We start from the raw sequence: 24,723 nt of genomic DNA, 5'->3' as shown, positions 1-24,723 counted from the left end.
GCCAATCAGCACCGGAATTTGGGGGCGTCGATGAAGAGCGAGCAGCGGCACGGGAAGCGGTACCGGGGGCGCCTGGCCCGCCGGATCTCCGCTGTCGTCGCGCTGGCGCTGGGCACCGCTCTGCTGGCCACGCCCGCGTCGGCCGCGGTCGGCCGGGCCGAGGCCCGGACGGTACAGCAGGTGCGCGCGGTGACCGCCGCGAACCCGGCCGCCGCGGCGGAGACGGGGACCACAGCCGCGGCCGAGGCCGGGCGGACGGCGTGGGTCCAGCGGGCCGACACCGACGACCGGGTCCTGGCCAAGGAGAAGAAGAAAAAGAAGAAGAAGGGCTTCCTCAAGAGGCTGGGCAAGACCCTGCTCGTCATCCTGATCGTCGTGATCCTCCTGGTGATCATCGCGATCTGGCTGATCGTCCACTTCGTGCGCAAGGCGCTGCGCCGCCGCCGCACCTGACACCACGGCGGGTGCGGGGGCCGGTCCGGGCCGACGGCCGGGGCCGGCCCCCGGCACGTCCGCCGCTCGGACGCGGCCTCGCTCAGCTCGTCCGGACGACCCAGGCCAGGGCGAGCCACGGGGCGGCCGCCGAGCCGGCGGCCAGCCCCCAGCCCGTCGCGGTGTCGGGGAAGCCGGTGAGCAGCGGGAGGACGAGCACCACCCCGCCGGCCAGGAACACCGCGGCGGGCAGGTGCACCCAGGGCTCGAAGCGCCGGGCCCGGGCCACCCCCGCCTCCCGGCGGTGCATGGCGACGGCCGTGCTCAGCCCGGCGACGAGGGCCAGGATCCAGATCACCGGCCGGACCACGATGCGGCCGACGGTGGACGACAGGTCGTCGTCCGAGGCCGGGCGCACCCCCAGCTCGGGGCGGCTCGGGGCGTACAGCAGCTTGATGGAACGGCCCTGCTCCAGCTCCCCCTGGGTGCGCACGCCGTCGACGGTCACCTGACGCGGGCCGGAGTCGAAGGGCACGGTGACGACGATCGTGGAGCTGAACTCCTCGACGTTCCGCTCCACCGCGCCGGTGACCTGGGACTTGCCGACGACCTGGGCGACCGTCAGTTGGTGGGTGCGCCCGCCGGCCCGGTTCATCTCGGCGAGCCACCGGCCGTGCGCCCCGTCCGGGCCGACCGCCTGGCTGAGCGCGGCGGCGCTGGCGAAGGCGATGCCTAGGCCCAGCACCCAGCACAGGACACGGGACCGGGGCGGCTCCGGCCACGCCCCGTACCCCCGGCGCGAGGCCCGGCGGCGTGCCGCCCGTCCGCGCGCGGCCCTCCGGCGGGAGGCCTCGCGGCGCAGCGCGGCCCGCCGGCGCGCGCGGGCGACCAGGGAGGCCAGGATCCAGCAGAGGGCGCAGGCCGCCGTGGCGCCCACCATCCAGAGCAGGTGGCGCTTGGGCGGCTGTTCGGCGAAGGGGACGGTGCCGTAGGGGAGGACGGCGAGCAGTGCGGTGGCGTACCCGACGAGCAATGTCGCCCACCCGGTGAGCCGCGTCCCTGCCCTCATGCCCAACAACCCCGCCCAGCCATCTGATGATCTTGACGTGGACAGCGTAGTTGGTGTGCTCGCCCGGACCTACGGGTGCCCGGGCGCCGGGGCGGCGCGGGAGCCCGGGCGCGGCGGGGCTCAGGCGTACGGGGTGAGGAACCGGTCGGGCTGGCAGGCGTCGCAGGGACGGACGTCGTGGGTGGCCATCTGGGCCCGTGCCTCGGCGGTCGTCAGGGTGTCCTCGCCGCCCTTCGGCACCCAGCACCCGGCGTGGTGCAGTTCCTGGAGAACGCCGCCGGAACGGCGGTAGAGGGTGATCGGCCAGACCGCGTCCTCGAAATCGGGACGCAGGGTCCTCCGCTGGGAAATGTGCGTCTGATCGGAATCCCCGGAAAGGCGTTTGAGCACGAGCTCGCGGATCCAGTCGTGCGGGGAGCGGCCGACGCGGTGCGCCGCGGCCTCGATACGGTCGAGTTCGTCTGGGCTGAAGAGCTCCTCCATGACCGGGGACAGTAGCAGCGCGGAAGCCGCCCCGACCCCTGATCCGAAGGATGATCTCACTGCGCTCACCTGCGGGTTGACCAGGGTGTACGGTTCGCCTCGGCATGTGCCCGCGGCCCTGTGGGCGCCGCCGGACGGCCGTGGCTGCGCCGTCTCGTCCGGCATAGGACAAGCGTGTATTCGAGGTGGCATCGGACAGCCGTCGGAGGCGGGCATTCCGTATGTTCGGGAATCACCTGTCCTTGTGAACACCGGACCGTCCGGCGCCGTCCTGGGGGCGGCCGGAGCACGAGGCGCGGCGCCGCGGGTGGGGCGGCCGGGGCAGTCGGGACGGCCGGGGTGGGATTCCGGGCCGCAGGGGCTCAGTGCGAGGCGTGCGAGCCCAGGTAGAAGAGCAGCCAGATGAAGCCGGCCAGCAGATGGCCGAGGACGACGTAGATCAGCACGCGCCAGCCGATCGCCTTCTCGGCGTACTTCTCGCTGTCTGTCATGCCTCGCTCCCGTCGAACACCGTTCGGTCATCGTAGGTCACGAGAGTGTGGTCACCCCTCGGGTGTGTCCGGGGGCTGGGGGCGTGGGGGGTGGGTGGGGCCGCGTGGGGCCATGTGGGGGCAGTCAGGGCATGTCCGGTGCGTTTGTCACATGATCATAGGGTCGGTTTGTTAGCTTGAAGCCGCTTGGTCCCGTCTGTCCGTTGTGCGGCTGGGGGTGTAGTGGTGGCGGTTTCTGCGCGTGAGGCCCGGCTTGCGGCGGCCCGTGGGGGGAAAGCCGCGAACGTGTCCGGCGAGGGGGCGGCCGCCGCCCTCCCGGCGGGCGGGATCGCCGCCGGCGGTCTGCCGTTCGACGGCGGCCCGGCCGACGTCGTCCCCGCCCTGGGCGGCCGCGGCGGCTCGGCCCCCGGCGGGCCCCCCGGCTCGGGCGGCGGAACCCCGGGTGGTTCCGGCGGACCGGGCGCCGGCGGCCCGGACGGCCCCCGGGGTGGCGGCCCGGTCGCCGCCGCACCGGCCGGACCCCCGCCGGACTACGACTACGACGGATTCAGCAGACTGGCGGGCGAGTTGACGGAGCCCCCCGCCGGCGTCTACCGGGTGCGCTACCGGCGCCTGGTCGCCGGCGGCATCCGGGGGCAGCTCGGGGCCCTGCTGCTGGTGACGGCGGCTCCCCTGGTCTCCCTCGCCCTCCTGGTGTGGCTGATGCTGCCCGAGCACTGGGTGGAGCGGCCCTTCATCGACGAGTGGGAGCGCGTCGCCGACGCCGTGATGACGCTGTCCATCGGCCTCATCGAAACGTTCCGCCTGGTCAACGTGGTGTCCAACGCCCATGCCACCTGGGTGGCCAGGGACCCCGTCCCGGTCCGCGCCCAGCCGGGCACCCGGGTCGCGTTCCTCACCAGCTTCGTGCCGGGAAAGGAACCGCTGTCCATGGTCCGCGCCACCCTGGAGGGCGCGGTCCGGGTCAGGCACGACGGCGTACTGGACGTCTGGCTGCTCGACGAGGGCGACGACCCCGAGGTCAAGCGGCTCTGCGAGCGGCTCGGCGTCCGCCACTTCACCCGCAAGGGCGTCGAACGGTGGAACCAGCCCTCGGGCAGCTTCCGGGCCCGCACCAAACACGGCAACTACAACGCCTGGCTCGACGCGCACGGCGACGACTACGAGTTCATGGCCTGCGTGGACACCGACCACGTACCCCTGCCCAACTTCCTGGAACGGATGATGGGGTACTTCCGCGACCCCGACGTGGCCTTCGTGGTCGGCCCGCAGGTCTACGGCAACTACACCACGGCGGTGACCAAGGCCGCCGAGAGCCAGCAGTTCCTCTTCCACGCCCTCATCCAGCGGGCGGGCAACGCCTACGGCGCCCCCATGTTCGTCGGCACCAGCAACTGCGTCCGCGTCAGTGTGCTCCGTCAGATCGGCGGCCTCTACGACTCCATCACCGAGGACATGGCGACCGGCCTGGAGATCCACCGCCGCCGCAACCCCGCCACCGGGCGCCGCTGGCGCTCCGTCTACACCCCCGACGTACTCGCCGTCGGCGAGGGCCCCTCCTCCTGGACCGACTTCTTCTCCCAGCAACTGCGCTGGTCCCGCGGCACCTACGAGACGCTCCTCCGCCAGTTCTGGCGGGCCGTGTGGACGATGTCGCCCGGCCGGGTGATCAACTACTCCCTGATGGTGGCCTATTACCCCATGGCGGCGCTCAACTGGGTGCTCGGCGCCGTCTCGTGCGTCCTCTTCCTGGCCCTCGGTGCCTCCGGCATCAACGTCGAGTCCCAGGTGTGGCTGATGCTCTACGGCGACGCCGCCGCCCTCCAGATCGGGCTCTACGTCTGGAACCGCCGCCACAACGTCAGTCCCCACGAACCGGCCGGCTCGTCCGGCACCGCGGGCATGCTGATGTCCGCCCTCTCGGCGCCGCTGTACGCCCGGTCGCTGGGTGAGGCCCTGCTGCGCCGCCGCTCGCGGTTCGTCGTCACGCCGAAGGGCGACTCCGCCAGCCCGGACCGCGTACTGACCTTCCGCACCCATCTGACGTGGGGTGCCGTCCTCGGGTTCGCGCTGCTCGCCTCCTACGTGCTCAGCCACGCCCACACGGCGATGCGGATCTGGGCGTTCCTGGGCCTGGTGACGACGCTCGTCCCGCTGGGCGTATGGCAGGCCGGGCTGCTGGCGCAGCGCCGCCGCGGGCCGGCGCCGGCCCTGGCGGACGCGGGGCGGGAAGGCGGCCAGGACCCCGAGTCCGCCCGGCCGGTGGGGCAGCGGACGCCGGTGTAGCGAACCGCCGCGTGGCGACTCCGGACGGAAAACAGTTGACAGGGGGTCACTGTGTGTAATTGAGTCTACTCAGACACGTATTCGATCTGGGGGGATCGTCATCGCTACCAAACACACCGGCCTGGCCGTCGCCTGCTGCGCGCTCGTCGTGGCGAGCACCGCGGTGGCCTGCGGCACGGAGGAGAAGCCCGGCGCCGGCGCCAGGCTGGAGAAAGCGTTCGCACGACTGGGGGAGGACAAGGCCGTCGCGGTGGACTTCGCGCTCGACGCGAACGCCGAGGAGGTCCATGCCGCGCTGAAGGACGGCAAGGACGGCAAGGACGGGCTCGATCGCGAAGAAGCCGGTCTGCTCGCCGATCTGAAGGTCAGTTACGCCGTCGTGTCCGACAGACCGTTGAAGGAGCGGGCCGGCGAGGGCGATGGGGACGGCAAGGGCGGCGGCAACGACCGGGACGGGAAGGGCGGCGGAGACGGAGCCCGCCCGTCTGTCGCCGGACGGCTCACCAAGAAGGACGGCACGGTCCTGGCCGAACTGCGGTCGGTCGACCGCAAGATGTATCTGCGCGGCGACGTCAAGGCGTTCGCCGGGATGGTGAAGCCCAAGAACGCCAAGGAACGGGCCGAGCGCCGCGAGTTCGACGACGCGCTGACGAAGATCGACCGCATGCCGGACTCGCTGGCCGCGGTGAGGAACGCGCTCAAGGGACAGTGGGTCGTCCTCGACTCCGCGGAGTTCGAGAAGCTCGCGGCCGAGAAGCGCGAGCGGGACGGCGGATCCACCGACGGACTGGACGCGCGGACGCGGCAGCGGGTCGCCGACGCCCTCCGCAAGGCGCTCACCGACAACTCCGAGGTCAAGGACGCCGGCACCAGGAACGGCGCCGAGCACGTCAAGGTCACCGTCCCCGCCCGCAAGGCCGCCGGGCAGCTCTCCGAGGCCCTGGAGCCGGTGCGGAGGCAACTGCGCAAGGCCGGCAAGGACAGGAGCCTGGGCGCACTGGAGAACGCGCCGGACAAGGACGTCACCTTCGATGTCGCCGTCAAGGACGGCCGATTGTCCGCCGTCACCGTCGACATGGCCGAGCTGGACAAGGACGTGCGCGCCCGGTTGCCCCTGACGGTCGGCTTCCGGGGCGCCTCCGTGAAGATCGACGCGCCGTCCGGCGCACAGCGGCTTTCGCTGCGCGAGATCACCGGGGCGCTGGCGCGCATGGTAGGCGGCGGCGCCGACGGCACGGGCGGGCCCGGCGGGCGCATACGCGGCATGTGAGACGGCGGCCGACGCGGAAGGGCCGGTGGGCCGGGGCGCGATCGAGCCCCGGAACCCGCTTGCGTGCCGGTGCCCGCTGGAATGCCGCGGCACGCCGGGCCCTCACCGTCGTCCTCGCGTTGCCGGACTCCGTACGGGGAGCTCCAGGTAGCCGAAGGTGGGCACGACTTCCCGGCAGAGGCGCGCAGTCCGGCCGAGCGGCGGGGGGACGGTCGCCCAGGGGCGGAGCGCGACGGGGGTGATCGCGTGGACGGCCGCGGTGCCCCCGCCCTCCGGGGGCGGCAGGAGGCCGGAGCGGGCGCCGATGCCCCGGAGGGAAGGGAAGCGGAAGGTGCCGCCGTGCGCCAGCGCGGGGGCGGCCAGGCGGGTGAACCAGGGGGGAAGGGTGTCGTAGAGGAAGACGCAGCCCGGGAAGCGGATGCCGCAGAGCCGGAGCAGGGCGGCGACGTCGGCCGGGGAAAGGTACATGAGCAACCCCTGGGCGGTGACGATCACCGGTGGGCGTACGGCGGGGTGTTCGGCCCACGCCGGTTCGGTGACGGAACAGCCGACGGTGTGCTGCCGGGGCCCGTGGGGCAGCACGGCCCGGCGGAGTGTCACGGTGTCGCGGAGGTCGACCGACAGCCACCGCACCGTGCCGTTGTCCACGCGCCAGAACTGCGTCTCCAGGCCGTCTCCCAGGGCGATGACGGTCGCCGCCGGATGAGCGCGCAGCAGTCGCCTCGTCACCGCGTCGTACAGGTCGGCCCGTCGGGCCAGGTACCGCGTGACGAGCGGGCCGGGGCGGCCGAACCACGCCACCCACGGCCAGTCGCCGTGCCGCTCGACCAACCGCACGGCCCACGGATCCTCGAGGAGCGGAGGACGCCGCCGGGCGGCCGCCGCCCGGTGATGGAGCGTCCACAGGCACGTCCGCGCGACGACCGGGAGACCGGCCGGGACGGGAGGCGGCGGCGGGTGTCCCTCGCCGGGAGTCGACATGCGCGGTATCTACCCGGGCCGGGCGGCGGACGACGGAAAAGCCTCCCGCCGGTGGACACGGTGAACGCACGAGCGGGTCCCGGCGCGGTTCCGGCTGAGCGCCGAGGGGGCAACCTGCCCTGGTCCGCGCTTACTTCGCCACCGGCCGAACAGGAGAGCGCCGCAGTGACCACACCGCACCCGACGCCCAGACCCCTGCTGCTCCTGCTCCTCCCGATCCTCGCGCTCATGGGCTGGGCGGCGTCCCCGGCCGTCGGGTCGGCAACCGCGGCCCCCGCCCCGGCACTTGCCCCGGCCGGACAGCGGGGCGGGTGGAACGACCCGGGCTGTCGGCCGTCGGCCGCCCACCCGCGCCCCGTCGTCCTCGTCCACGGCACCTGGCTGGGTTCCGCGGCCACGTGGCCGGCGCTCGCCGGACACCTCGTGCGCCGCGGATACTGCGTCTTCTCCCTGGACTACGGGCGGGTGCCCGACGCCCCCGGCGCGGCCGGCCTGGGGCCGATCGCCCACTCGGCCCGTGAGCTCGCCTCCTTCGTCGACGCGGTCCTCACGACGGCCCGCGCCCGGCAGGTGGACATCGTCGGTCACTCGCAGGGCGGCATGATGCCGCGCTACTACCTGCGGTTCCTCGGCGGCGCCCCCAAGGTCCACCACCTGGTCGGCCTCGCGCCCAGCAACCACGGCACCACCCTCCTGGGGCTGCACACGGCGACCCGGGTCGCCCCCGCCACCGGGGCACTGCTCCACCACCCCGCCTTGCGCGAGCAGCTCGCCGGATCCGACTTCCTCCGGGCGCTCAACCGCGACGGCGACGTGGTGCCGGGAGTGCGCTACACGGTCGTCGCGACGCGGCACGACGAGGTGGTCGTGCCCTACCGGTCCCAGTTCCTCTCCGGCCCCGGCGTCGACAACGTCACGCTCCAGGACGTGTGTCCGCCGGACCCGAGCGGGCACTGGGTGCTGGCCCTCGCGGATCCCGTCACCTTCCACCTGGTGACCAACGCGCTCGACCCGGCCCACGCCACGCCGGTGACCTGCGCGCCCGCCGATGAGGCGGCTGCGACGGGCAGGTAGGAGGGGGCGCCGGCACCGCACCCCGTCGCTCAACCGCCCGGAGGCGCGGGAGTCAGGCCGGGCGCCGGTGCCGGGGCGGCGGGCGGGGGAGCGGCGGCCGGGGCGGGCGGCTGTGCCGCGGGCGACCCGGGCGCCGGGAGGGCCGGACTGGCCGGGGTGGGCGTGACGCCGGGCGCGGCGGCCGGTGCCGGAGCGGGACCCGCCTGCTGTGCGGCGGGTGCGCCCTGCGCGGGAGCCGGTTGCCGAGCGGGAGGTACGGGCGGGGCCGTGGGAGCGGGTGGGGCCGGCGGCGCGGCAACGGTCGGTGGTGCGGCAAAGGTCGGCGGCGCGGCAGCCGTCGCGGGTGCGGCAGCCGACGGCGGTGCGGTGGCCGTCGGTGGGGCGACCCCCGAAGGGGGTGCCTCGGGCAGCGTCGGCTGCGTCGTCGCGAGGCCCAGCGCGTACTCCGCCCACCAGTGCCCGGCCGGCGGCGCGCCCCGGCAGGCGCCGTCCGACTCGCCCGGCCGCTTCACCCACACCAGGGCGTCCACCAGCGGAGACCCCGTCACCGTGGTGGGAGCCGCCCCCAGGGCACGCCCGGGCGGATTGCACCACGCCTCGTCGCCCGCGTCCTCCTTGCCCTCCTGCCGGGGCGGCGGGCCGTTGCCGTTGCGGCTGGTGTCGATGATGTAGTGGGCCCCGCCGACGAGGGCCGACAGCCGGTCCCCGTAGGCACGGGTGACGGACGTGGTGTGGAAGTTGGAGACGTTCAGCGCGAAACCGTCCGCCTGCCCCACACCCGACCGGCGCAACAGGTCCGCCAGGCGCTGCTGGTCGGAGACCCAGCCCGCGTTGCCGGCGTCCAGGTACACCGACGTCCCGGGCAGTGCCTTGAACGCCCGCACGGCCTCGGCGAGCAGAACCGGGCGCTCGGCCAGCGCCTCCGGCGGGGACGAGCAGCCGGAGGCCAGGTGGGCGAGGGCGTCCGGTTCCAGCACCACCCACGCGCGGCGGTCGCCGATGCCCTCCGCGGCCCGGGCCACCCACCGGCGGTACGCCGCGGCGTCGGGCGCGCCGCCCGACGAGTACTGGCCGCAGTCGCGGTGCGGGATGTTGTACGCCACCAACAGGGGGACACGTCCTTCGGCGGCCGCCGCGCGCGTCACCCGCTCGGCCTCCGCCCGGGGATCGTCCCCCGGCAGCCAGTCCGCCGCCGGCCGGTCGGCGATGCGCCGCAGCGCCTCCGCGTCCTCCTCCCGCCCGCGTTCCTGCCATACCCGCACCTGACGCACCGCCGGCCCGGAGGGTTCCACCCAGAACGGGGCGGTCGCCGCTGCCCCGTCCGCGGCACCGGCCCGTTCCGGGCACAGCGGCAGGCACACCGCCCCGGCACTCGCCAACAGAACGGCCCCCCGCCGGGCGTGCACGAGAACGCGGGCCGTACTCGTCATGCGCATGGGCTCCACCCTTCACCTGGGGATCCGTCGTGCTACCAGGCTGTAATGTGGCGGGCCGTCAGGTCGCGCGGGCTTGCGCCGTGTGGGTCGGCGGTTGGCCCCGACGGGTGAGCGAGGACGGGCGGCCCGGGGACAGGGGGTGCGGGTGCCCGCGTGACGTCCTGACGCTTGCGGACGGTGGCGCCGTACCGACGGTGGCCGCGCCCACACGCGCGAGGCGGGCCGCCGTCCCCTCCGCGGGCGGCGGCCTTCCGCTTCCCCTGCTCACTTCACGGTCGCGCCGTGCCGACGTCGGGGGGCGACGCCGGACGGACCGAGGCCGGCGTGCGCGTCCGCCGGGTGGCGGTCGCGGGTGCCGTCGCCGCAGCGCGAGGGGGTGAGGGCCGGTCGGGGACGGTGGCTCGGTCCGCCCGCGTTCCTCGCGAGGCGGAATCCGCGGCGGCGGCATCGGGACCGTCTCGTGGAGCACGCGGGCGCGGACGTCGGCAGCGAGGCAGCGAGGCGTTTATGCGGGACGGGACATGGTGGGCCGCCCGCCCACCCACCCGCGCCGGCCAAGGAACCCGTACCGCGTCCGTGCCGTACCCGTACTCGTATCCGTACCCGTACGGTGTCCGCACCGCGCCCGGCGGGGCCCCGGAGCGGACGCGACATCGTGGAGGCCGCGCCCGCCGGCGAGCCCGCGGGCGCGGCGTGCCGCGTCAAGGGCACGCCCCGGCCGCACCCCGTCCCCTGACCCTCTCCCCGCACAGCTCTCTCTACCTCCCTGGCCCGCTGCCCCCCAACACCTCCGCCAGGTCGTACGACACGGGCTCCTCCAACTGCGCGTACACGCAGCCGCCCGGATCACGGTCGGGGCGCCAGCGGCGGAAGCGGGCCGTGTGGCGGAAGCGGTCGCCCTGCATGTGGTCGTAGGCGACCTCGCACACCCGCTCCGGCCGCAGCGGGACCCAGGAGAGGTCCTTCTTGCCGGTCCAGCGGCTGGGGCCGCCCGGAAGGCGGGAGGCGGCCTGGGCGTCGGCGTCGGCCCAGTCCTGCCAGGGGTGGCCCTCGGCGGTGGGCATGCGCAGCGGTTCCAGTTCCGCCATCAGCTCCTGCCTCCGCTTCATGGTGAACGCGCCGCACACACCGACGTGCTGGAGCCGGCCCGCGGCGTCGTACAGGCCCAGCAGCAGCGAGCCGACGACCGGTCCGCTCTTGTGCGGGCGCAGGCCCGCGACGACACAGTCGGCGGTCCGCTCGTGCTTGACCTTGACCATCACGCGTTCGCCGGGGCGGTACGGCAGGTCCGGCGGCTTGGCGACGACCCCGTCCAGGCCGGCGCCCTCGAACCGCTCGAACCAGTGGTGCGCGACGCCGAGTTCGTAGGTGACGGGGGCGGTGAAGACCGGGTCGCCGGCATCGCGGAGCGCGTCCTCCAGCGCCTCGCGGCGCTCGCGCTGCGGGGTGGCCAGCAGCGACGCGTCGCCGAGGGCGAGCAGGTCGAAGGCGACGAACGCGGCGGGGGTGGTCTCGGCCAGATGGCGTACCCGGGAGGCGGCCGGGTGGATGCGTTCCAGCAGGGCGTCGAAGTCCAGCCGCCCGCCCCGGGCGACGACGATCTCGCCGTCCAGCACACAGCGTTCCGGCACGCGGTCCTTCAGGGCCGCCACCAGTTCCGGGAAGTAGCGGGTCAGCGGGCGGCCGGAGCGGCTGCCCAGCTCCAGCTCGTCGCCGTCCCGGAAGACGACGGCCCGGAAGCCGTCCCACTTGGCCTCGTACTGCATGCCCGGGGGGATCGTCGCCGCGGGCTTGGCCAGCATCGGCTCCACGGGCGGCATCACCGGAAGGTCCATGATCCCGATTGTGCGGGCGGCGGTGCCGGCCCGCCCGCCGACAGGCGCCCGGCCGCCCGCACGCCTTAGCGTGGCCGCATGGCAGAGACGCTGGAGCTCACCGTCGGCGAGCGGACGGTACGGCTGTCCAACCCGCAGAAGGTCTACTTCCCGGAGCGCGGCTACACCAAGTACGACGTCGCCCGGTACTACCTCAGCGTCGGCGACGGCATCCTGCGGGCCCTGCGCGACCGGCCGACCACCCTGGAGCGTTACCCCGACGGCGTCGGCGGCGAGTCGTTCTTCCAGAAGCGGGCGCCCAAGAACCTCCCCGACTGGATCCCCACCGGCCGGATCGCCTTCCCCAGCGGCCGGTACGCGGACGAGATCTGCCCCACCGAGACCGCCGCCGTGCTCTGGGCCGCCAACCTCGGCTGCCTCACCTTCCACCCCTGGCCGGTCCGCCGCGACGACACCGACCACCCCGACGAGCTGCGCATCGACCTCGACCCGCAGCCCGGCACCGGCTACGCGGACGCGGTACGCGCCGCCCTGGAGCTGCGCGGACTGCTCGACGAGCTCGGGCTGACCGGCTGGCCCAAGACCTCCGGCGGACGGGGCCTGCACGTCTTCGTGCCCATCGCACCGCGGTGGACGTTCGTGCAGGTGCGCCGGGCGGCCATCGCCGTCGCCCGGGAACTGGAGCGGCGGATGCCCGAGCACGTCACCTCGGCCTGGTGGAAGGAGGAGCGCGGCGCGAAGATCTTCGTGGACTACAACCAGACGGCCCGCGACCGCACCATCGCCAGTGCCTACTCCGTCCGGCCCCGTCCGCACGCCCCCGTCTCCGCGCCGCTCCGCTGGGAGGAACTGGAGAGCGCCGCCCCCGAGGACTTCGACATCACCACCATGCCGGCCCGGTACGCGGAACTCGGCGACGTCCACGCGGACATGGCCGACCACGCCTGCGCCCTGGAGGCCGCCCTGGAGCTCGCCGCCCGCGACGAGAGCGAGCACGGGCTCGGCGACCTGCCCTACCCGCCGGAGCACCCCAAGATGCGGGGCGAGCCCAAGCGCGTCCAGCCCAGCCGGGCGAAGAAGGAGCCCGGGGAGCAAGGCGACGGCGGGGACGGGGGAGCCCGAACGGGCGCCAAACGTCGGCGAGAGAGCGAAACCTGACGACACGCCAGTCCGGCTTGGTGCCTCTTGTCGTGCATACCCGGACATAAGTGGTGGAAACTGGGCAATGCTCTCTTCCCACCTCGTACCAGAGGAGTTCCATGTCCAGGAGACTCGCGACCCGTGCCGGCCGGCTCGTCGCCGGCGTGCTGGCGGCGACCGCGGCGGGTACCGTGCTGTGCGCCGCACCGGCCGGGGCGACGCCGGACGGCGCCGCCCGGGCGTACGGCACGGTCAGCGCCCGCACCGGTGTCAACGAGCGCGCCCTGCCCAGCACCGACGCCTCCGTGCGCGGCATCCTGCGCCACCGGATCCAGATCGGCCTGCGGTGCAAGGTCCGCGCCCAGGAGATCGGCGGCAACAACGTCTGGTACCAGCTCAGGGACCGCCAGACCTGGGTCGCGGCCAAGTACATCGACAACAAGGCCGCCGACGTGCCCTACTGCCGCATGCTCAACCGCACCGCCGTGGACGACACCGCCGAGTCGCGCAACGCCATGGGCTGACGCGCCCACAGGGCGCACGGGGTCCCGTCCGAGCGCGGGACGGGACCCCCACCCCGCGCGCACGGGGTGATTGCCGGAGCCGATACGCGTGAGGGCGCCTACAGTTGCCTCACGTACTGCACGGACGTGGGATCCGGCACCGGGCACCACGCCAGGGGCACGAGCTTACGTATCGGCCGGAAGGAAGAACGCGTTGGACCACCTGACCCATGGCTGTGTTCTGCTGCTGGACGGCACCCCTGACCGGCGGCGGGGCCTCCTGCCGAACCCGACCGCGCACGCCGTCGCCGGGGCCCGGCCGCGCGGCTTCCTCGCGGCCGCGACCGCGGACGTGGTCCAGCTCCCGGCGATGGCCGGGCCGCAGAGCGTGCTGGCCTACCTCCGGGACGCCGCCGGCGTGCCGGGCCCGCTGCTGGTGTGGGTCACCGGCCACCTGATGGTGCCGGCCCGCAAGGGCGGGGAGGTGCACCTGGCGCTCCGTGAGAGCACCCCCGCCACGGTCCGCTACACCGGGCTGCCCTGGGAGTGGCTGACCCGCACCCTCGGCGAGCGCGTCGGACCGACGCTGCTCGTCGTCGACGTCGAGGCCGACGAGAGATCCTGGCCGCACGTCGCCGCCGCCGTCCGGGACGGACGGCTGACCTCCGGCCCGGCGGTGTGCGGCGTCGTCACCCCCAGCCCGGACCGGGCCCCCGCCGAGGCCTCGCCGTACACCAGGGCCTTCCTCACCGCCCTCGACCTCGGCCATCCCACGGCGGGGCCCGTCCTCGACCCGGCCCTGCTCCACCAACTGGCCCTGGACCAGGCGGGGCTGCCCGACGGACGGCTGGTCCTCCGGCACGGCACCCCCGGGCCCGTCCTGGCCAACCCCGCGCACGCGGCCCCGGCCGCGGCCCTCCCCGCGCCGCCCGCCGCGGCGGCCATCGCCCCCGCCGCCCCCGTCGAGTCCGCGCGGCCGGACGAGCCGCCGGCGCCGGCCCGGGAGGAGGACGCGCTGCCCCGCATCCTGGCCGCCGCCAACGCCGGCCGGCACAACGAGGCCGCCGCCATGGCCGCCGCCTGGGAGCAGCAGGTGCTGCGCCGGCACGGGCCGCAGAGCGCCGAGGCCGGACTGTGGATCGAGGTCCGCGCCGACCTCGCCCGGCTGGCAGGAGACCATCCGCGCGCGGCCGAACTGTGGATGTCGGCCGCCGCCAACCGGCTGGCCAGGGGCGGCCCGGCGGACGCCGAGGCGGTCGCGGCCCTCAAACGCGCCCACTACTGCTGGCAGCACAGCGGAGACCGGGCGCCCCTGCTCGCCCCCGCCCTCCTCGCCCTGTGGGAGCAGGTGCCCGGCAGCCTCGACGCCGCCGCGGACGTCCGCGCCCGGCTGGCGGAGGGGCCGAGGCCGGTCTCCCGCTGAGGGACGGGCCCCCTCCGTCCGTACGACGGCTCGTCCGGCCCCGGCCCCGGGGAGCCGGCGTCGGCCCTCCGGTGGCCTGTCCGGCCCCGGCCCCTGAGGCCGCATCAGTCGCGGCGGGACGTCCACCAGCGGGCCTTGTACATCGCGCCGCGCACCAGCCGCTTGGTGCCGTCCGGCTGGTGGAAGGTCAGGACGGACGTGCACCAGACGCAGGAGTGGCCCGGTTCGGGCCGGGCGATCAGGACGCGGCCGGTGGCCGGGTCGTCGCCGATGCTCTTGACGCCGGGGGCGCTGATCCGGGAGCTCTGCGGGTAGTCCACGAAGCGGTGTCCGCCCGTCGTGTACTGGTACACGGCCGTGCCGGTGGTCACCCACAGGCGTCCCTTGGTACCGAGGACGGGGGCGAGGTCGTGGCCGTCGCGGGTCGGCAGGGCGCTGCGATGGACGACGGTCAGGCCGGGGTCGTCGGCCGGGCCGTCCACGCGCAGGGCGACGAGCTCCCGATTGCCCAGCGCCCACAGCAGGCGCGTCCGGGGGTCCCAGTGCACACCGTGCGCGCCGCGCAGCGGCACCTCCGCGTGCCGGGTGGCGCGCGAACCGGTCGAGGCCGCGTACACGCGGACGAAGCCGCCGGTACTGGCCGCGACCGCGACGTTGCCGTCGGGGAGCAGGTCGATGCTGTGCGCGTTGCCCGGACCGGTGTGGGCGGCCCAGTACACGTCCCGGCCCGGGTACCCCACCACCGCCGCGAGCCCGCCCGAGGCGGTGGCCAGCAGATAGCGGTGGCCGCCGAGTTCACGGAGTTTGGCCTCGCTCGGGTTGCTCCACGACGAGCCGGGCTCCAGGTCGGCCAGCCCCGGCTGGTCGTCGGCGCTCCAGGACCACAGGACGCCCGTGCCCCGGCTCACGTCCCAGCTCCGCGCGTCGGAACGGAGGACGTGCACCGCCCGCGTGGCCTGGTCGGCCGCGACGACGGGCGTCGCCGCCGCGCCCCGGCCCCCGGCCACCCTCGGCTGCGCGCCGGCGGTGGGGGCGGACAGCGCGACGAGCACGGCGACGGCGGCCGTCAGCGGGCGTCGCACGGGCGGTCCGGATGGGGGATGTGCACGGGGGTCAGGATGGGCCGGACGCCGACGCGGGGTGCGGTGCCACGCCCGGGCGGGCGGGGAGTTCGCCCTGGGGAGTGTTCGCCGGTCTCCGTGCTGACGGCGGTGTGGGGTGTGGGGTGTGTGTGCGTGGCGGGGCGCCCGCGGCCGGGCTCGGGCGCCGGGTGCGTACCGCCGCGAGCGGGACGAGGCATGCGGCCCGGCCCGGTCAGCCGTACATCGCCACCCGTACGAAGGCCGCCAGCGCGTCGTCGATGGGGTGGGGCCGCGGCCTGCCCGAGGAGTCGAACCGGTTCCACCGCTGCGTGTTCACCGCCACGGCCACCTGCCGCCCGCCGTCGGCACGGGTCACGGCCAGGGTGCCGGCGCCCCAGACCGTGCCGCCGTGACCCCAGAAGGTGTCCTGACCGGGGGCTTTCGTCGGGTGCAGGCCGAGTCCGTACTCGATGGTCTTCCCCTCCTGGGAGACGACCGGGACAGTGCGCCGCATCCGCTCCAGCGAGGCGGGACCGACGATTTCCCCGGCGAGCAACAGGCCGAAGAAGCGGTTGAGGTCCGCGACGGTGGAGACCAGCGAGCCCGCGGGGCCGACCCAGGACATGTCGAAGACGCTGAAGTCGCGCGGCGGGTCGATCATGCCGAACCACGCCTCGTACATCCGGGAGTGCGGCCCGGCGAGCTCGGGACCGACGGGGAACTCGGTGTTCCGGAGCCCGGCGCGCTCGATGACGTTCCGGGTGATGTACCGCTCCGCCGTGGTGCCCGACATCCGCTCCAGGAGCGCGGCGAGGAGCAGGTAGTTGGTGTTGGAGTACACCCCCGGGGTCCCGCCCGGGGGGCCGGCGAGAGGTGCGGTGACCCCCATGGTGATCAGTTCGGTGCGGTCGAACCGGGTGAACCGGTGATCGTCCAGGCTCTGGGGGCCGGTGCCGGCGAAGTCGGGGAACGTCTTGAGGGAGGGGTAGGCGTACGGGAGGTACTCGGCGAGGCCGCTCGTGTGGTCGAGCAGCATCCGGACGGTGATCGTGGCACCGCGTTCCCCGGGAACCAGCTCCGGGAGGTACGTGCCGACCGGCGCGTCCAGGTCGATCCGCCCGCTTTCGGCGAGCAGAAGGACCGCGGCGGCGGTGAACGTCTTGGTGACGCTGCCGACCCGGTGCCGCATGTCGGCGGTGACCGGGCGGCCGGTGACGAGGTCGGCGACCCCGGCGGCGCCGCGCCAGACCCGATCGCCGTCCCGGACCTCGGCGAACAGGCCGGGTATGCCGGCACGGTGGACGTTCTCCAAGGCGGTGTCGAGCGCCGCGGATTCCAGTGGGTTCGGCACGTCATGCGTCCTTTCGTCTCCCCCGGGACGAGCTCCACGCCGGTCCCCGGCCCGGGCAACAGGGCACGGTGGCGCACCGCTTTGCCCGTTGCCGGGTCGGCTCGGCGCGCCGACGTCCTCATTATGCACGCGGTGCGTGCAACGCCAAGTGCACTGGTGGGGTGGAATCCGGTGAGAGGAGAGGAGAGGAGAGGCGTGGCGCGGCGAAAGCGCTGGTCGACCGAGGAGGCCCTGGACGCGGCCGCGGAACCGCCGCGCCCGCGACCTCCGCCCCCTCGGGGCGGAGCGCGACACCGCGTTCCGGGAGATCCTCGCCGCCCACCTCGCCTGGATCGAGGCGGTGATCCTGTCGGGTTAGTGGTGGGCAGGGGGCAGGGGGTGACAGGGTGGCCGGTTCAATAGGGCATGGAGTGGACGCGAGGTGAGGGAGCGTCAGGTCGCTGGAACGTGCGGTTGGGGAGACCGCCAAACCTGATCAAGGGCAGCCCCGAGGCGCCCGGCGCGCCGACGGCGACCGCCGGATCACCGTCCGGATCCCACCGGGCATAGCTTGCGGACGTGGTCCCGCAGCGTGGAGTACGAAACCCGGTCGAAGTCATGCTCTTCAGCCAGCCGCTGCAACATCCGCTCGACCGTGTGCTTCTGCTTGCGCGGGGCCTTCAGGTCCTCCCGTAGCTTTGCGTCGATCCACTCCGCCGCCGGGTCCAGGACGCGGAACTTCCTGCGGACGGCCTTCCATGGCGGCGGGACCGCCGAGGCCATCGCTTGCTTCACCGTCCGCCGATGGACCCCGTACTTGTTCGCCAGAGCCTGCTGCGACAGCGGCGGCTCAACACGCACGTCCCGGCGGATGCGTTCGAACAACTCGACACGCGACAAGCCCACCCTGGCCTGCCGACACGGCCACGACCAACGGCACGGCCTCCGACATGACCGTGAACGACGGACACGACCTGACGGGATCGGGCAGGCGGCTGACGCCATTTACCCAGACGAGGGCATGTCCTCACGAGCCAGGGCAGGTGGGGCCGAATCCAATGTCGATCAAGCTGGAACCACAACGACCTGCCGAGGTGGAGCCACTGCCATCTGTCACCAACAACCTCACCGGCGCCCCCCCGATCAGTGGCCACGCTGAAAACGCTCAGTGAACCGGCGGAAGGAGGCGGCGCCGGACCGACCGTATCCGGGGCGGGAGAGGGCGGCAGGAGAAACGAGGGTGCTCACTCAGACCGGGTCCACGTAGTCCAAGGCCGTCCGGTAAGCATGCGGGTGGCGTCGGTGGTAACGAGGTGTGGTATTGCCCCAGTGGTTGTAGCCGGCCAACGACAGTTTCAGCGCCTCGACGTACGTGCTGAGCCCGGCTCCATGTGGCCCCAGTATCTCGCTCATGCGCGGGACGTCTCGCTCAAGCTCCAGGAACCGAGCAATCAGTGCGTGCGTGTGGTCGCGGATCTGCCCGGCTGCTTCCTCGATGCTGATCCCGGCCAGGCGCGCACGTACTGCGATGGAGTTGTTCTCCGTGTCTTCGACGCTGATTTCCTTGTCGATGGACTGCAGGTCGTTGCTGAAGGTCAGTGCATCGCAGATGACCTGGCGCATGACTTGCAGAGGTGGGTAGGCAAGGGCGAGTTCGGAGAGCTCGTAGTGGCCGAACCGTTCGCAGAGGTCGGTGGAGGTCTCAGCACCGATGGTGTACCGGCGGCCGGCCAGGCAGGTATCTTCCTGGACGGGCATTCCGGATTTTTTGTCGAGCGTTTCGCTGATGTAGCCATAGAGGTAGTTACGCCAGTTGCGGCCGGCGCGCACGCACCAGGCCTTGGACATGCCTTCGGTGATGCGAGACCACATGTCCGCGAAATGGACGACGAGGGGCGTGTCGGAGGTGGCGATGACCGTGCTGCCGCTGTGGAAGGTAAGTTCGGTCAGTTCCTCGATGAGATGGATCGATGCATCGACCTTCGTGCCCAGCGTACGGTCGAATTGGTCATCGATGAAGAAGTAGAACGTCATGGCGTCGGCCGCGAGGTCGGCGTCGTCACCCTTGGCGTAGGGCCAATAGTTGCAGCCCAGTTCGGCGACAAGGATTTCATGCCAGTAGTCGGCCGCGCGGTCGTCCGCCACCAGCCCGGTGCGACGGGCTGTTCGCAATCCGTTGACACGGGCCCGGCCCAGGTCAGGGCTGGACTCGTACGCGAAGGGAATATCGAGGCGGGAGAGCGGCATCAGCGAGTTCCTTCCAGGGGGGCGCGCACCGGTGTGGCCACGACGCGCGAAACAACTCTTTACGGGACAAGCCTCAGGAATGAAGGACAGGCTGTCGGCTGGCATGTGATCCTGAGCCCCGAGGGATTGGCCGGATACCCGAGCGATGGGCCGACGAGCGGACCAGTGGTGGGCTGACGTTCCACCACTGCCTGACCCGCCGCCCAAGGGGTGTATCCCCATCTCACCGGAAGGGCCGGCAGGGAGGAAGGGCCGGACGCAGTCAGGTGCGTGCACGTGTTGAATGGGCGGTCCGCAGCGGAGGCGGTGCCGTGTCAGGTGAGTAAGCCCGTGAAAGAAGTTGCCGGGGGCGTGAACGGCACACCGTTCGTCGTGTGAAGGGGCTGTGACAGTGAACAGTGGTTGACGTTCGTCTTGGTTGACGGTGGCCGCGACGTGCGGCCATGCGAAGATCCGCTCGACGACCCGGCGGGTCCCGCCCGGACCGGAACCGCCGGCCGGTGGCGCGGGCACCCGCGCGACTGGCTGACGACGCCGACCTTTTCCCTTCCCTCGGACATGGCTTTCACCACCCAACTGCGAGCCGGAGCACGGCGCTTCGAGCCACGACGGGACCAGGCCCGCATCCGGAAACCGAGACTCCGCCCGTAAAACCGAAGATCGCAACAAGCGACTGAAAGAGCCCAAAGGGGTCCGAAGGTGGACCGGGGAGGTGTTCGCGCTGCGGATACCGTGGCTGTTCGCCGAACGGATCCCTCTGGCTCCTCCCGGCCCTCACCTTGCACCGCCGCGAGCAGTACACCGCCGATGAAGCGCTCAGGCGGCCCGGGCGGGGGTGGGCAGGTGGCGTTCGTGCTCTTCGATGGCGACGTCGTTGATGCTCGCGTAGCGGCGTCGCATCAGGCCGTTCGGGGCGAACTCCCAGTTCTCGTTCCCGTGGGAGCGGTACCAGCGGCCGGAGGTGTCGTGCCACTCGTAGGTGAAGCGGACGGCGATCCGGTCGTCGCCGTACGCCCAGAGTTCCTTGCGGAGGCGGTAGTCGAGTTCGCGGCTCCACTTGTCGCGCAGGAAGGCGACGATCTGCGTCCGGCCGGTGAGGAAGACGTCGCGGTTCCGCCATTCCGAGTCCTCGGTGTAGGCGAGTGCGACCCGTTCGGGGTCGCGGCTGTTCCAGGCGGCTTCGGCGGCGCGCACCTTTTCCAGGGCGGTCTTCGCGGTGAAGGGCGGCAGTGGGGGCCTGGGGGCGTCGGGCATGACGGGTTTCCTTCGTTCGCGTCGGTGGCGAGGGCGGCCGGGCGGCCGGAGGGGAAGGGCGTCTCGGAGGTGGAGAACGTACGTTCTCTGCGGTGTGCGGTAGCGTATGAGAACGATGGTTCTCGCGCAAGGAGAGAGCACGATGGAGACCGTGGCGCAGACGAGGCCCGAGCCGCAGGGGAGTTCGGCGGGCGATCCGGAGGGCAAGGTCCTGGACGCGGCCGAGGCGCTGTTCTACGGCCGGGGGTTGCAGGCGGTGGGCATGGACGCGATCCGGGCCGCCTCGGGTGTGTCCCTCAAGCGGCTGTACCGGATCTTCCCGTCGAAGGACTCCCTCGTGGAGGCCTACCTGAGCCGCCGGGACGCACGGTGGCGCGCCTCCCTGGAGCGGTTCGCCGACGCGCGCCCGGCCGGGCCCGAACGGGTGCTGGCCGTCTTCGACTGGCTGCACGCGTGGTTCCGTGAGCCGGACTTCCGGGGCTGCGCCTTCGTCAACTCCTACGGGGAGCTGGGGGCCACCCACCCCGGCGTCGCCGCCGCCGCCCGGAACCACAAGGACGCCTTCCGGCGGTACCTGGCCGGACTGGCCGCCGCCGCGGGGGGCTCCGACGCCCTGGCTGACCAGCTCCTCCTGCTCGCGGAAGGGGCGATCACCACCGCGGCCGTCTCCGGCACCCCCGAGGCCGCGCTGCACGCCCGGGAGGCGGCGCGAGCCCTGATGGGGGTGTGAGCCGGAGCCGACAAGGCGTCAGGACAGGTCGCGGATCACCTCCGCGACGGTCGCCACGCCCTCCGCGATGTCGGACGCGGGCGTCGCCGCGTATCCCAGCACGAGTCCGGGCCGGCGCGGCCGGACACTGTGCCAGGACAGCGGGTGCACCTTCACGCCCCGCTCCAGGGCCGCCGCGGCGACGGCCGTGTCGTCCGGGCCGTCGTCGAAGGTGACCATCAGGTGCAGGCCGGCGGCGGCCCCGTGCACCACCGCGCCGGGCAGTCGGGCGCCGATCGCCTCGGTCATCGCGTCCCGGCGCCTCCGGTGGCGCCGCCGCAACTGCCGCAGGTGGCGCTCCAGTTCGCCGGAGTCCAGCAGCCGGGCCAGGACCAACTGCGGCAGGGCCGCGTTGCCCAGGTCGGTGAAGCGCTTGGCCGCCACCAGGGCCTCCCGGTACCGGGCGGGGGCGAGCAGCCAGCCCAGACGCAGGGCGGGGGCGAACAGCTTGGAGACGCTCCCCAGGTAGCAGACCCCGTCCGAGAGCATCGACCGCAGCGCCGCCACCGGAGGCCGGTCGTAACGGTGTTCCGCGTCGTAGTCGTCCTCGAGGACCAGGCCGCCGTCCGCGACCCAGTCCATCAGCGCCCGCCGCCGGGCACCCCCCAGGACCACCCCGGTGGGGAACTGGTGGGCCGGGGTGAGGAGAACGGCCCGCGCGCCCGTGGCGCGCAGCGCGTCGACACGGACGCCCTCCGCGTCGACGGGCACCGGCGGGGTGTCCGCGCCCCAGTACCGGAAGTGCTGCCGGACGCCCAGCGAGCCCGGGTCCTCCACCGCCACTTCGCCGATCCCCTCCCGGACCAGCACCTGGGCCACCAGCCCCATCGCCTGGGCCGCCCCGACGACGACGATGACCTCGTCCGGGTCCGCCAGGATCCCCCGGGTCCTGGCGAGCCAGCGAACCAGGGCCAGGCGCAACTCCGGCGTGCCACGCGGGTCTCCGTAACCGAAGGCGGAGGCGGCGACCGAACCGAGCACGGCCCGTTCGGCGTTGAGCCAGGCCGTCCGGGGGAAGGCCGTGAGGTCCGGCAGCCCGGGCGACAGGTCGATCCGGGCCGGAGCGGTGCGCAGGACGTCGAACGCGTCCACGCCGGGGGCCGTGAACAGCCCGGCGGGCCGGGCGGGCCGCGCCGGAGCCGAAACCCGGCCGGAGGGCGAGGGCCCCAAGGGCGCCGCCGCCGGTGCCGCGACCACGAAGGTGCCGTGCCGGCCGCGCCCGGCCGCGTGCCCGTCCTCCGTCAGCCGCCGGTACGCCTCGATCACCACGCCCCGCGAGATCCGCAGTTCACCGGCCAGGAGCCGGCTGGGCGGCAGCCGGCTGCCCACCGGGAGCCGTCCGTCGGCGATGGCCTCCCGGAGCCGCCGGGTCAGCCAGTCGGCCAGCCCGCCGGGCGGGGCGCCGCCGACGTCGAGCTGGAGGAAGTCGGAACCGGCGGCACCCGGCGGTATGGACCCTTCGGATGAACGTTCATTGGACCTGTCCATCGGGCCATTGTGGCGGCAGGGTCGAAAGGAGAAGACGCCGGGAGGGCAAGGCCGGGAAGAAGGCCCGGTGCCGCGCCCCCGGCACCCGTGCCCCCGGACGGAGTGCCTTGAGCCTCGAATTCCTGCTGACCTCACTGATCGTCGTGGCCACCCCCGGCACCGGCGTGCTCTACACCGTGGCCGCCGGTCTCTCGCGCGGCGCCCGGGCGAGCCTCGTCGCCGCCGTCGGCTGCACCCTCGGCACTCTGCCGCACCTGGCGGCGGCCGTCACCGGGCTGGCCGCGTTGCTGCACACCAGCGCCCCGGCCTTCCGGATCCTCAAGTACGCGGGGGTGGCCTACCTGTTCGCCATGGCCTGGACGACGCTCCGGGACCAGGGGGCGCTGGTCCCCGACGAGGCCGCCACGCCCCGGTCCGCGGCGCGGACGGTCCTCGACGGTGTGCTGATCAACATCCTCAACCCCAAACTCACCCTCTTCTTCTTCGCCTTCCTCCCGCAGTTCGTGGGCGAGGACGAGCCGCACGCCCTGCCGCGCATGGCCGGGCTGGGTGCCGTCTTCGTGCTCCTCACGTTCCTCGTGTTCGCCGGCTACGGACGGTGCGCGGCGCTCTTCCGGGACCGGGTGGTCTCAAGTCCCCGTGCCACGCGCTGGGTTCGGCGCGCCTTCGCGGGCGGTTTCGCGGCGCTGGGGCTGGGACTGGCGTTCCTCTGACGGTGTCCGCGGGCCCGCGTACCCGCCCGAGGCGGGCGGTTCGGCCGGGCGGGCCGCCGGCGCGGAGGCGGTGTGCGGCGGGGTGGCGATCCGCGGCGCGGAGGGTTTGGCCCCGGACTCGTGTGCCGCCGTCGGAGCGGCATGGGTGGGCACGGTGACCGAGGGCGCTTTCGACGGCACGTGGGGCGCCGACGGCACGTGCTGCGTCGCGGGGGTGTGCGTCGAGGGCGGGTGCGTCGACGAGCCGCGCGAGGCGGACCCGCCGGGCGCGGGCGAGGAGGGGACCGGCTTGCCGGTCGGCGGGCGGGAGGCGGTCCCCGACGAGCCGGAGGCCGGCGGGTGGGACGAAGACGAACCGGGAGAGCCGGACGCACCCGATGACGGTGCAGAGGGGTCGGAAGGCGGCGTCGCCGGGTCCGGCCCGGCCGGCGAAGGCGACCCCGTGCCCGTACCCGGGGCGTCGGACGGGCCGGACGAACCGGGGGCCCCGGGGGAGTGGGCCGGCGTCGGCGGCCGGGGCGTCGGCGCGGAGTCGTGGGCGCCGTCGTCACCGACCTCGCGGTGGAACATCCGGTCCTTCCGCTCGGTGTCGACCAACGGGATCGCCTTCATCGGGCCCTTCTCGGCGGGCCGCGGCCGGATGACCGTGACCGTCACCGCGGCGAAGCCCTCCCAGCGCGGGCCGTCGAACGCGGCGTCGCGCACGTCGACCGAGGAGTCCGGCTCCCGCAGCGGGTTGCCGCAGTTGCACTTGACGGCCGGCTTCCCGTAGGCGTCGACGAGGACCGCCACACCGGCCTGGAGTACGGCCTGGTAGGCCCGCGTCCTGCCGTCGCCGTCGTAGTTGTGGTTGGTGACGAGCGTGTCGTGCATCAGGACCGCCGGCGTCAGACCGTTGACGTGCGCCTGGATCTCCGGCTCCGCGACGCCCCGGGCCGCGGCCCACGCCTTGGCCTTGACCGGGTCGCCCGCCAGGTCCTTGAGGAGCTGGGCCTTGTCGCAGCGGGAGGTCTGCCGGGTGCCGCCGAACGCCCCGGGGGCGTCGCCGTCCGTCGCGCCGCCGCCGTCGGTCGAGCTGACCCCCTGGACGTCGCTGCGCGGGTCCGTGACGAACGGCCCGTCGCCCGCCTGCCCGACGGCCTCCAGCGTGATGCTCTTCTTGCGGTCGCCGCCGGAGCCGTCCGACGAACAGGCCGCCAGGGCCGGGCCGATGGCCAGGACGGGGACCGTCAGCAGGGCGGCGGTCCGGATCCGGCGCCGTTTCCGCCTGCCCGACGTGCCGATGGGGACGGATGTCAACCACATGTGCGCACCCCCGATTACCGGTTCTTGCACTGCTTCTCGCGCTGCCGATGAACGTCTTGCGGACGGGCCGTGAGCGGACCGGGCCGCCGCCGGACGGGGCCCGAAACGGCCG

Annotated in this window: 21 protein-coding genes and 1 pseudogene; 9 read left to right on the top strand and 13 right to left on the bottom strand. The window is 73.6% G+C overall.

The annotated features are described in order from the left end of the window. Window positions 1-30: 30 nt before the first annotated feature. Window positions 31-453 (top strand): hypothetical protein, encoded by a 423-nt coding sequence (locus tag ACZ6X9_RS23315; protein WP_469779924.1) that lies wholly within the window; start codon window positions 31-33, stop codon window positions 451-453. Between the two features lie 82 nt (window positions 454-535). On the opposite strand, the gene ACZ6X9_RS23310 is transcribed toward ACZ6X9_RS23315, so the two are convergent. The 3 genes from ACZ6X9_RS23310 to ACZ6X9_RS23300 form a co-directional block, all read right to left on the bottom strand. Further along, the gene (locus tag ACZ6X9_RS23310) at window positions 536-1,501 is read right to left on the bottom strand and encodes a hypothetical protein (RefSeq protein ID WP_469779923.1); all 966 of its coding nucleotides are present in this window, start codon (window positions 1,499-1,501) and stop codon (window positions 536-538) included. Window positions 1,502-1,621: 120 nt separating this feature from the next. Further along, window positions 1,622-1,984, bottom strand: a complete 363-nt coding sequence (locus ACZ6X9_RS23305) for a DUF6233 domain-containing protein (protein WP_436780917.1) — start codon at window positions 1,982-1,984, stop codon at window positions 1,622-1,624. A 362-nt stretch (window positions 1,985-2,346) separates the two neighbouring features. Further along, a complete protein-coding gene (locus ACZ6X9_RS23300) occupies window positions 2,347-2,475 on the bottom strand; it encodes a DUF6126 family protein (protein WP_469779922.1) in 129 nt (42 codons plus the stop codon). Window positions 2,476-2,760: 285 nt separating this feature from the next. Between ACZ6X9_RS23300 and ACZ6X9_RS23295 the strand changes: the two genes are divergently transcribed. Both ACZ6X9_RS23295 and ACZ6X9_RS23290 read left to right on the top strand, forming a co-directional pair. Beyond that, window positions 2,761-4,761 carry a glycosyltransferase family 2 protein gene (locus ACZ6X9_RS23295; protein ID WP_469779921.1) on the top strand — a complete coding sequence of 667 codons (2,001 nt, stop codon included), beginning with the start codon at window positions 2,761-2,763 and terminating at the stop codon, window positions 4,759-4,761. A 148-nt stretch (window positions 4,762-4,909) separates the two neighbouring features. After that, complete coding sequence (locus ACZ6X9_RS23290; RefSeq protein WP_469779920.1) at window positions 4,910-6,031, top strand: hypothetical protein; 1,122 nt, start codon at window positions 4,910-4,912, stop codon at window positions 6,029-6,031. A gap of 102 nt (window positions 6,032-6,133) precedes the next feature. Here ACZ6X9_RS23290 and ACZ6X9_RS23285 read toward each other — a convergent pair whose 3' ends face one another. Then, the gene (locus tag ACZ6X9_RS23285; protein ID WP_469779919.1) at window positions 6,134-7,012 is read right to left on the bottom strand and encodes a class I SAM-dependent methyltransferase; all 879 of its coding nucleotides are present in this window, start codon (window positions 7,010-7,012) and stop codon (window positions 6,134-6,136) included. A 228-nt stretch (window positions 7,013-7,240) separates the two neighbouring features. Here ACZ6X9_RS23285 and ACZ6X9_RS23280 point away from each other — a divergent pair, with 228 nt between their 5' ends. Continuing rightward, entirely contained in the window at window positions 7,241-8,086 is an 846-nt protein-coding gene (locus tag ACZ6X9_RS23280) for an esterase/lipase family protein (protein WP_469780065.1), read from the top strand. A gap of 425 nt (window positions 8,087-8,511) precedes the next feature. On the opposite strand, the pseudogene ACZ6X9_RS23275 reads toward ACZ6X9_RS23280, so the two are convergent. Then, window positions 8,512-9,516 (bottom strand): annotated as a pseudogene (locus ACZ6X9_RS23275) (glycoside hydrolase family 6 protein); the annotation flags it as partial. A gap of 764 nt (window positions 9,517-10,280) precedes the next feature. Continuing rightward, window positions 10,281-11,357: an ATP-dependent DNA ligase gene (locus ACZ6X9_RS23270; RefSeq protein WP_469779918.1), complete on the bottom strand. Its 1,077-nt coding sequence runs from the start codon at window positions 11,355-11,357 to the stop codon at window positions 10,281-10,283. Window positions 11,358-11,435: 78 nt separating this feature from the next. Here ACZ6X9_RS23270 and ligD point away from each other — a divergent pair, with 78 nt between their 5' ends. From ligD to ACZ6X9_RS23255, 3 genes are all read left to right on the top strand, one after another. Next, the gene (gene ligD, locus ACZ6X9_RS23265; RefSeq protein ID WP_469779917.1) at window positions 11,436-12,515 is read left to right on the top strand and encodes a non-homologous end-joining DNA ligase; all 1,080 of its coding nucleotides are present in this window, start codon (window positions 11,436-11,438) and stop codon (window positions 12,513-12,515) included. Window positions 12,516-12,616: 101 nt separating this feature from the next. Continuing rightward, window positions 12,617-13,021, top strand: coding sequence for an SH3 domain-containing protein (locus ACZ6X9_RS23260; protein ID WP_469779916.1), 405 nt, complete (start codon window positions 12,617-12,619; stop codon window positions 13,019-13,021). 193 nt (window positions 13,022-13,214) lie between these two features. Further along, window positions 13,215-14,423: a hypothetical protein gene (locus tag ACZ6X9_RS23255; RefSeq protein ID WP_469779915.1), complete on the top strand. Its 1,209-nt coding sequence runs from the start codon at window positions 13,215-13,217 to the stop codon at window positions 14,421-14,423. A gap of 104 nt (window positions 14,424-14,527) precedes the next feature. Here the strand turns inward: ACZ6X9_RS23255 and ACZ6X9_RS23250 are convergent, their stop codons facing one another. From ACZ6X9_RS23250 to ACZ6X9_RS23230, 5 genes are all read right to left on the bottom strand, one after another. Then, on the bottom strand, window positions 14,528-15,505 hold the full coding sequence (locus tag ACZ6X9_RS23250; RefSeq protein ID WP_469779914.1) for a DUF6528 family protein: 978 nt from the start codon (window positions 15,503-15,505) through the stop codon (window positions 14,528-14,530). Between the two features lie 232 nt (window positions 15,506-15,737). Then, window positions 15,738-16,856 carry a serine hydrolase domain-containing protein gene (locus tag ACZ6X9_RS23245; protein ID WP_469779913.1) on the bottom strand — a complete coding sequence of 373 codons (1,119 nt, stop codon included), beginning with the start codon at window positions 16,854-16,856 and terminating at the stop codon, window positions 15,738-15,740. Between the two features lie 522 nt (window positions 16,857-17,378). Continuing rightward, window positions 17,379-17,720, bottom strand: a complete 342-nt coding sequence (locus ACZ6X9_RS23240; protein WP_469779912.1) for a hypothetical protein — start codon at window positions 17,718-17,720, stop codon at window positions 17,379-17,381. A gap of 363 nt (window positions 17,721-18,083) precedes the next feature. Next, window positions 18,084-19,082 (bottom strand): terpene synthase family protein, encoded by a 999-nt coding sequence (locus ACZ6X9_RS23235; RefSeq protein ID WP_469779911.1) that lies wholly within the window; start codon window positions 19,080-19,082, stop codon window positions 18,084-18,086. A gap of 816 nt (window positions 19,083-19,898) precedes the next feature. Continuing rightward, on the bottom strand, window positions 19,899-20,336 hold the full coding sequence (locus ACZ6X9_RS23230; RefSeq protein WP_469779910.1) for a nuclear transport factor 2 family protein: 438 nt from the start codon (window positions 20,334-20,336) through the stop codon (window positions 19,899-19,901). 142 nt (window positions 20,337-20,478) lie between these two features. On the opposite strand from ACZ6X9_RS23230, the gene ACZ6X9_RS23225 reads away from it, so the two are divergent. Then, window positions 20,479-21,066 (top strand): TetR/AcrR family transcriptional regulator, encoded by a 588-nt coding sequence (locus tag ACZ6X9_RS23225; protein WP_469779909.1) that lies wholly within the window; start codon window positions 20,479-20,481, stop codon window positions 21,064-21,066. Window positions 21,067-21,084: 18 nt separating this feature from the next. On the opposite strand, the gene pdxR is transcribed toward ACZ6X9_RS23225, so the two are convergent. Next, on the bottom strand, window positions 21,085-22,593 hold the full coding sequence (gene pdxR / locus ACZ6X9_RS23220) for a MocR-like pyridoxine biosynthesis transcription factor PdxR (protein WP_469779908.1): 1,509 nt from the start codon (window positions 22,591-22,593) through the stop codon (window positions 21,085-21,087). A 107-nt stretch (window positions 22,594-22,700) separates the two neighbouring features. On the opposite strand from pdxR, the gene ACZ6X9_RS23215 reads away from it, so the two are divergent. After that, complete coding sequence (locus ACZ6X9_RS23215; protein ID WP_469779907.1) at window positions 22,701-23,306, top strand: LysE family translocator; 606 nt, start codon at window positions 22,701-22,703, stop codon at window positions 23,304-23,306. On the opposite strand, the gene ACZ6X9_RS23210 is transcribed toward ACZ6X9_RS23215, so the two are convergent. Then, the gene (locus ACZ6X9_RS23210) at window positions 23,223-24,611 is read right to left on the bottom strand and encodes a DUF6777 domain-containing protein (RefSeq protein WP_469779906.1); all 1,389 of its coding nucleotides are present in this window, start codon (window positions 24,609-24,611) and stop codon (window positions 23,223-23,225) included. The genes ACZ6X9_RS23215 and ACZ6X9_RS23210 overlap by 84 nt on opposite strands. Window positions 24,612-24,723: the final 112 nt, after the last annotated feature.

It is taken from the genome of Streptomyces sp. NPDC052910, from assembly GCF_055585605.1.
Note: the sequence above shows the minus strand (reverse complement) of the source record. Positions and strands in the feature narration are given on the sequence as shown.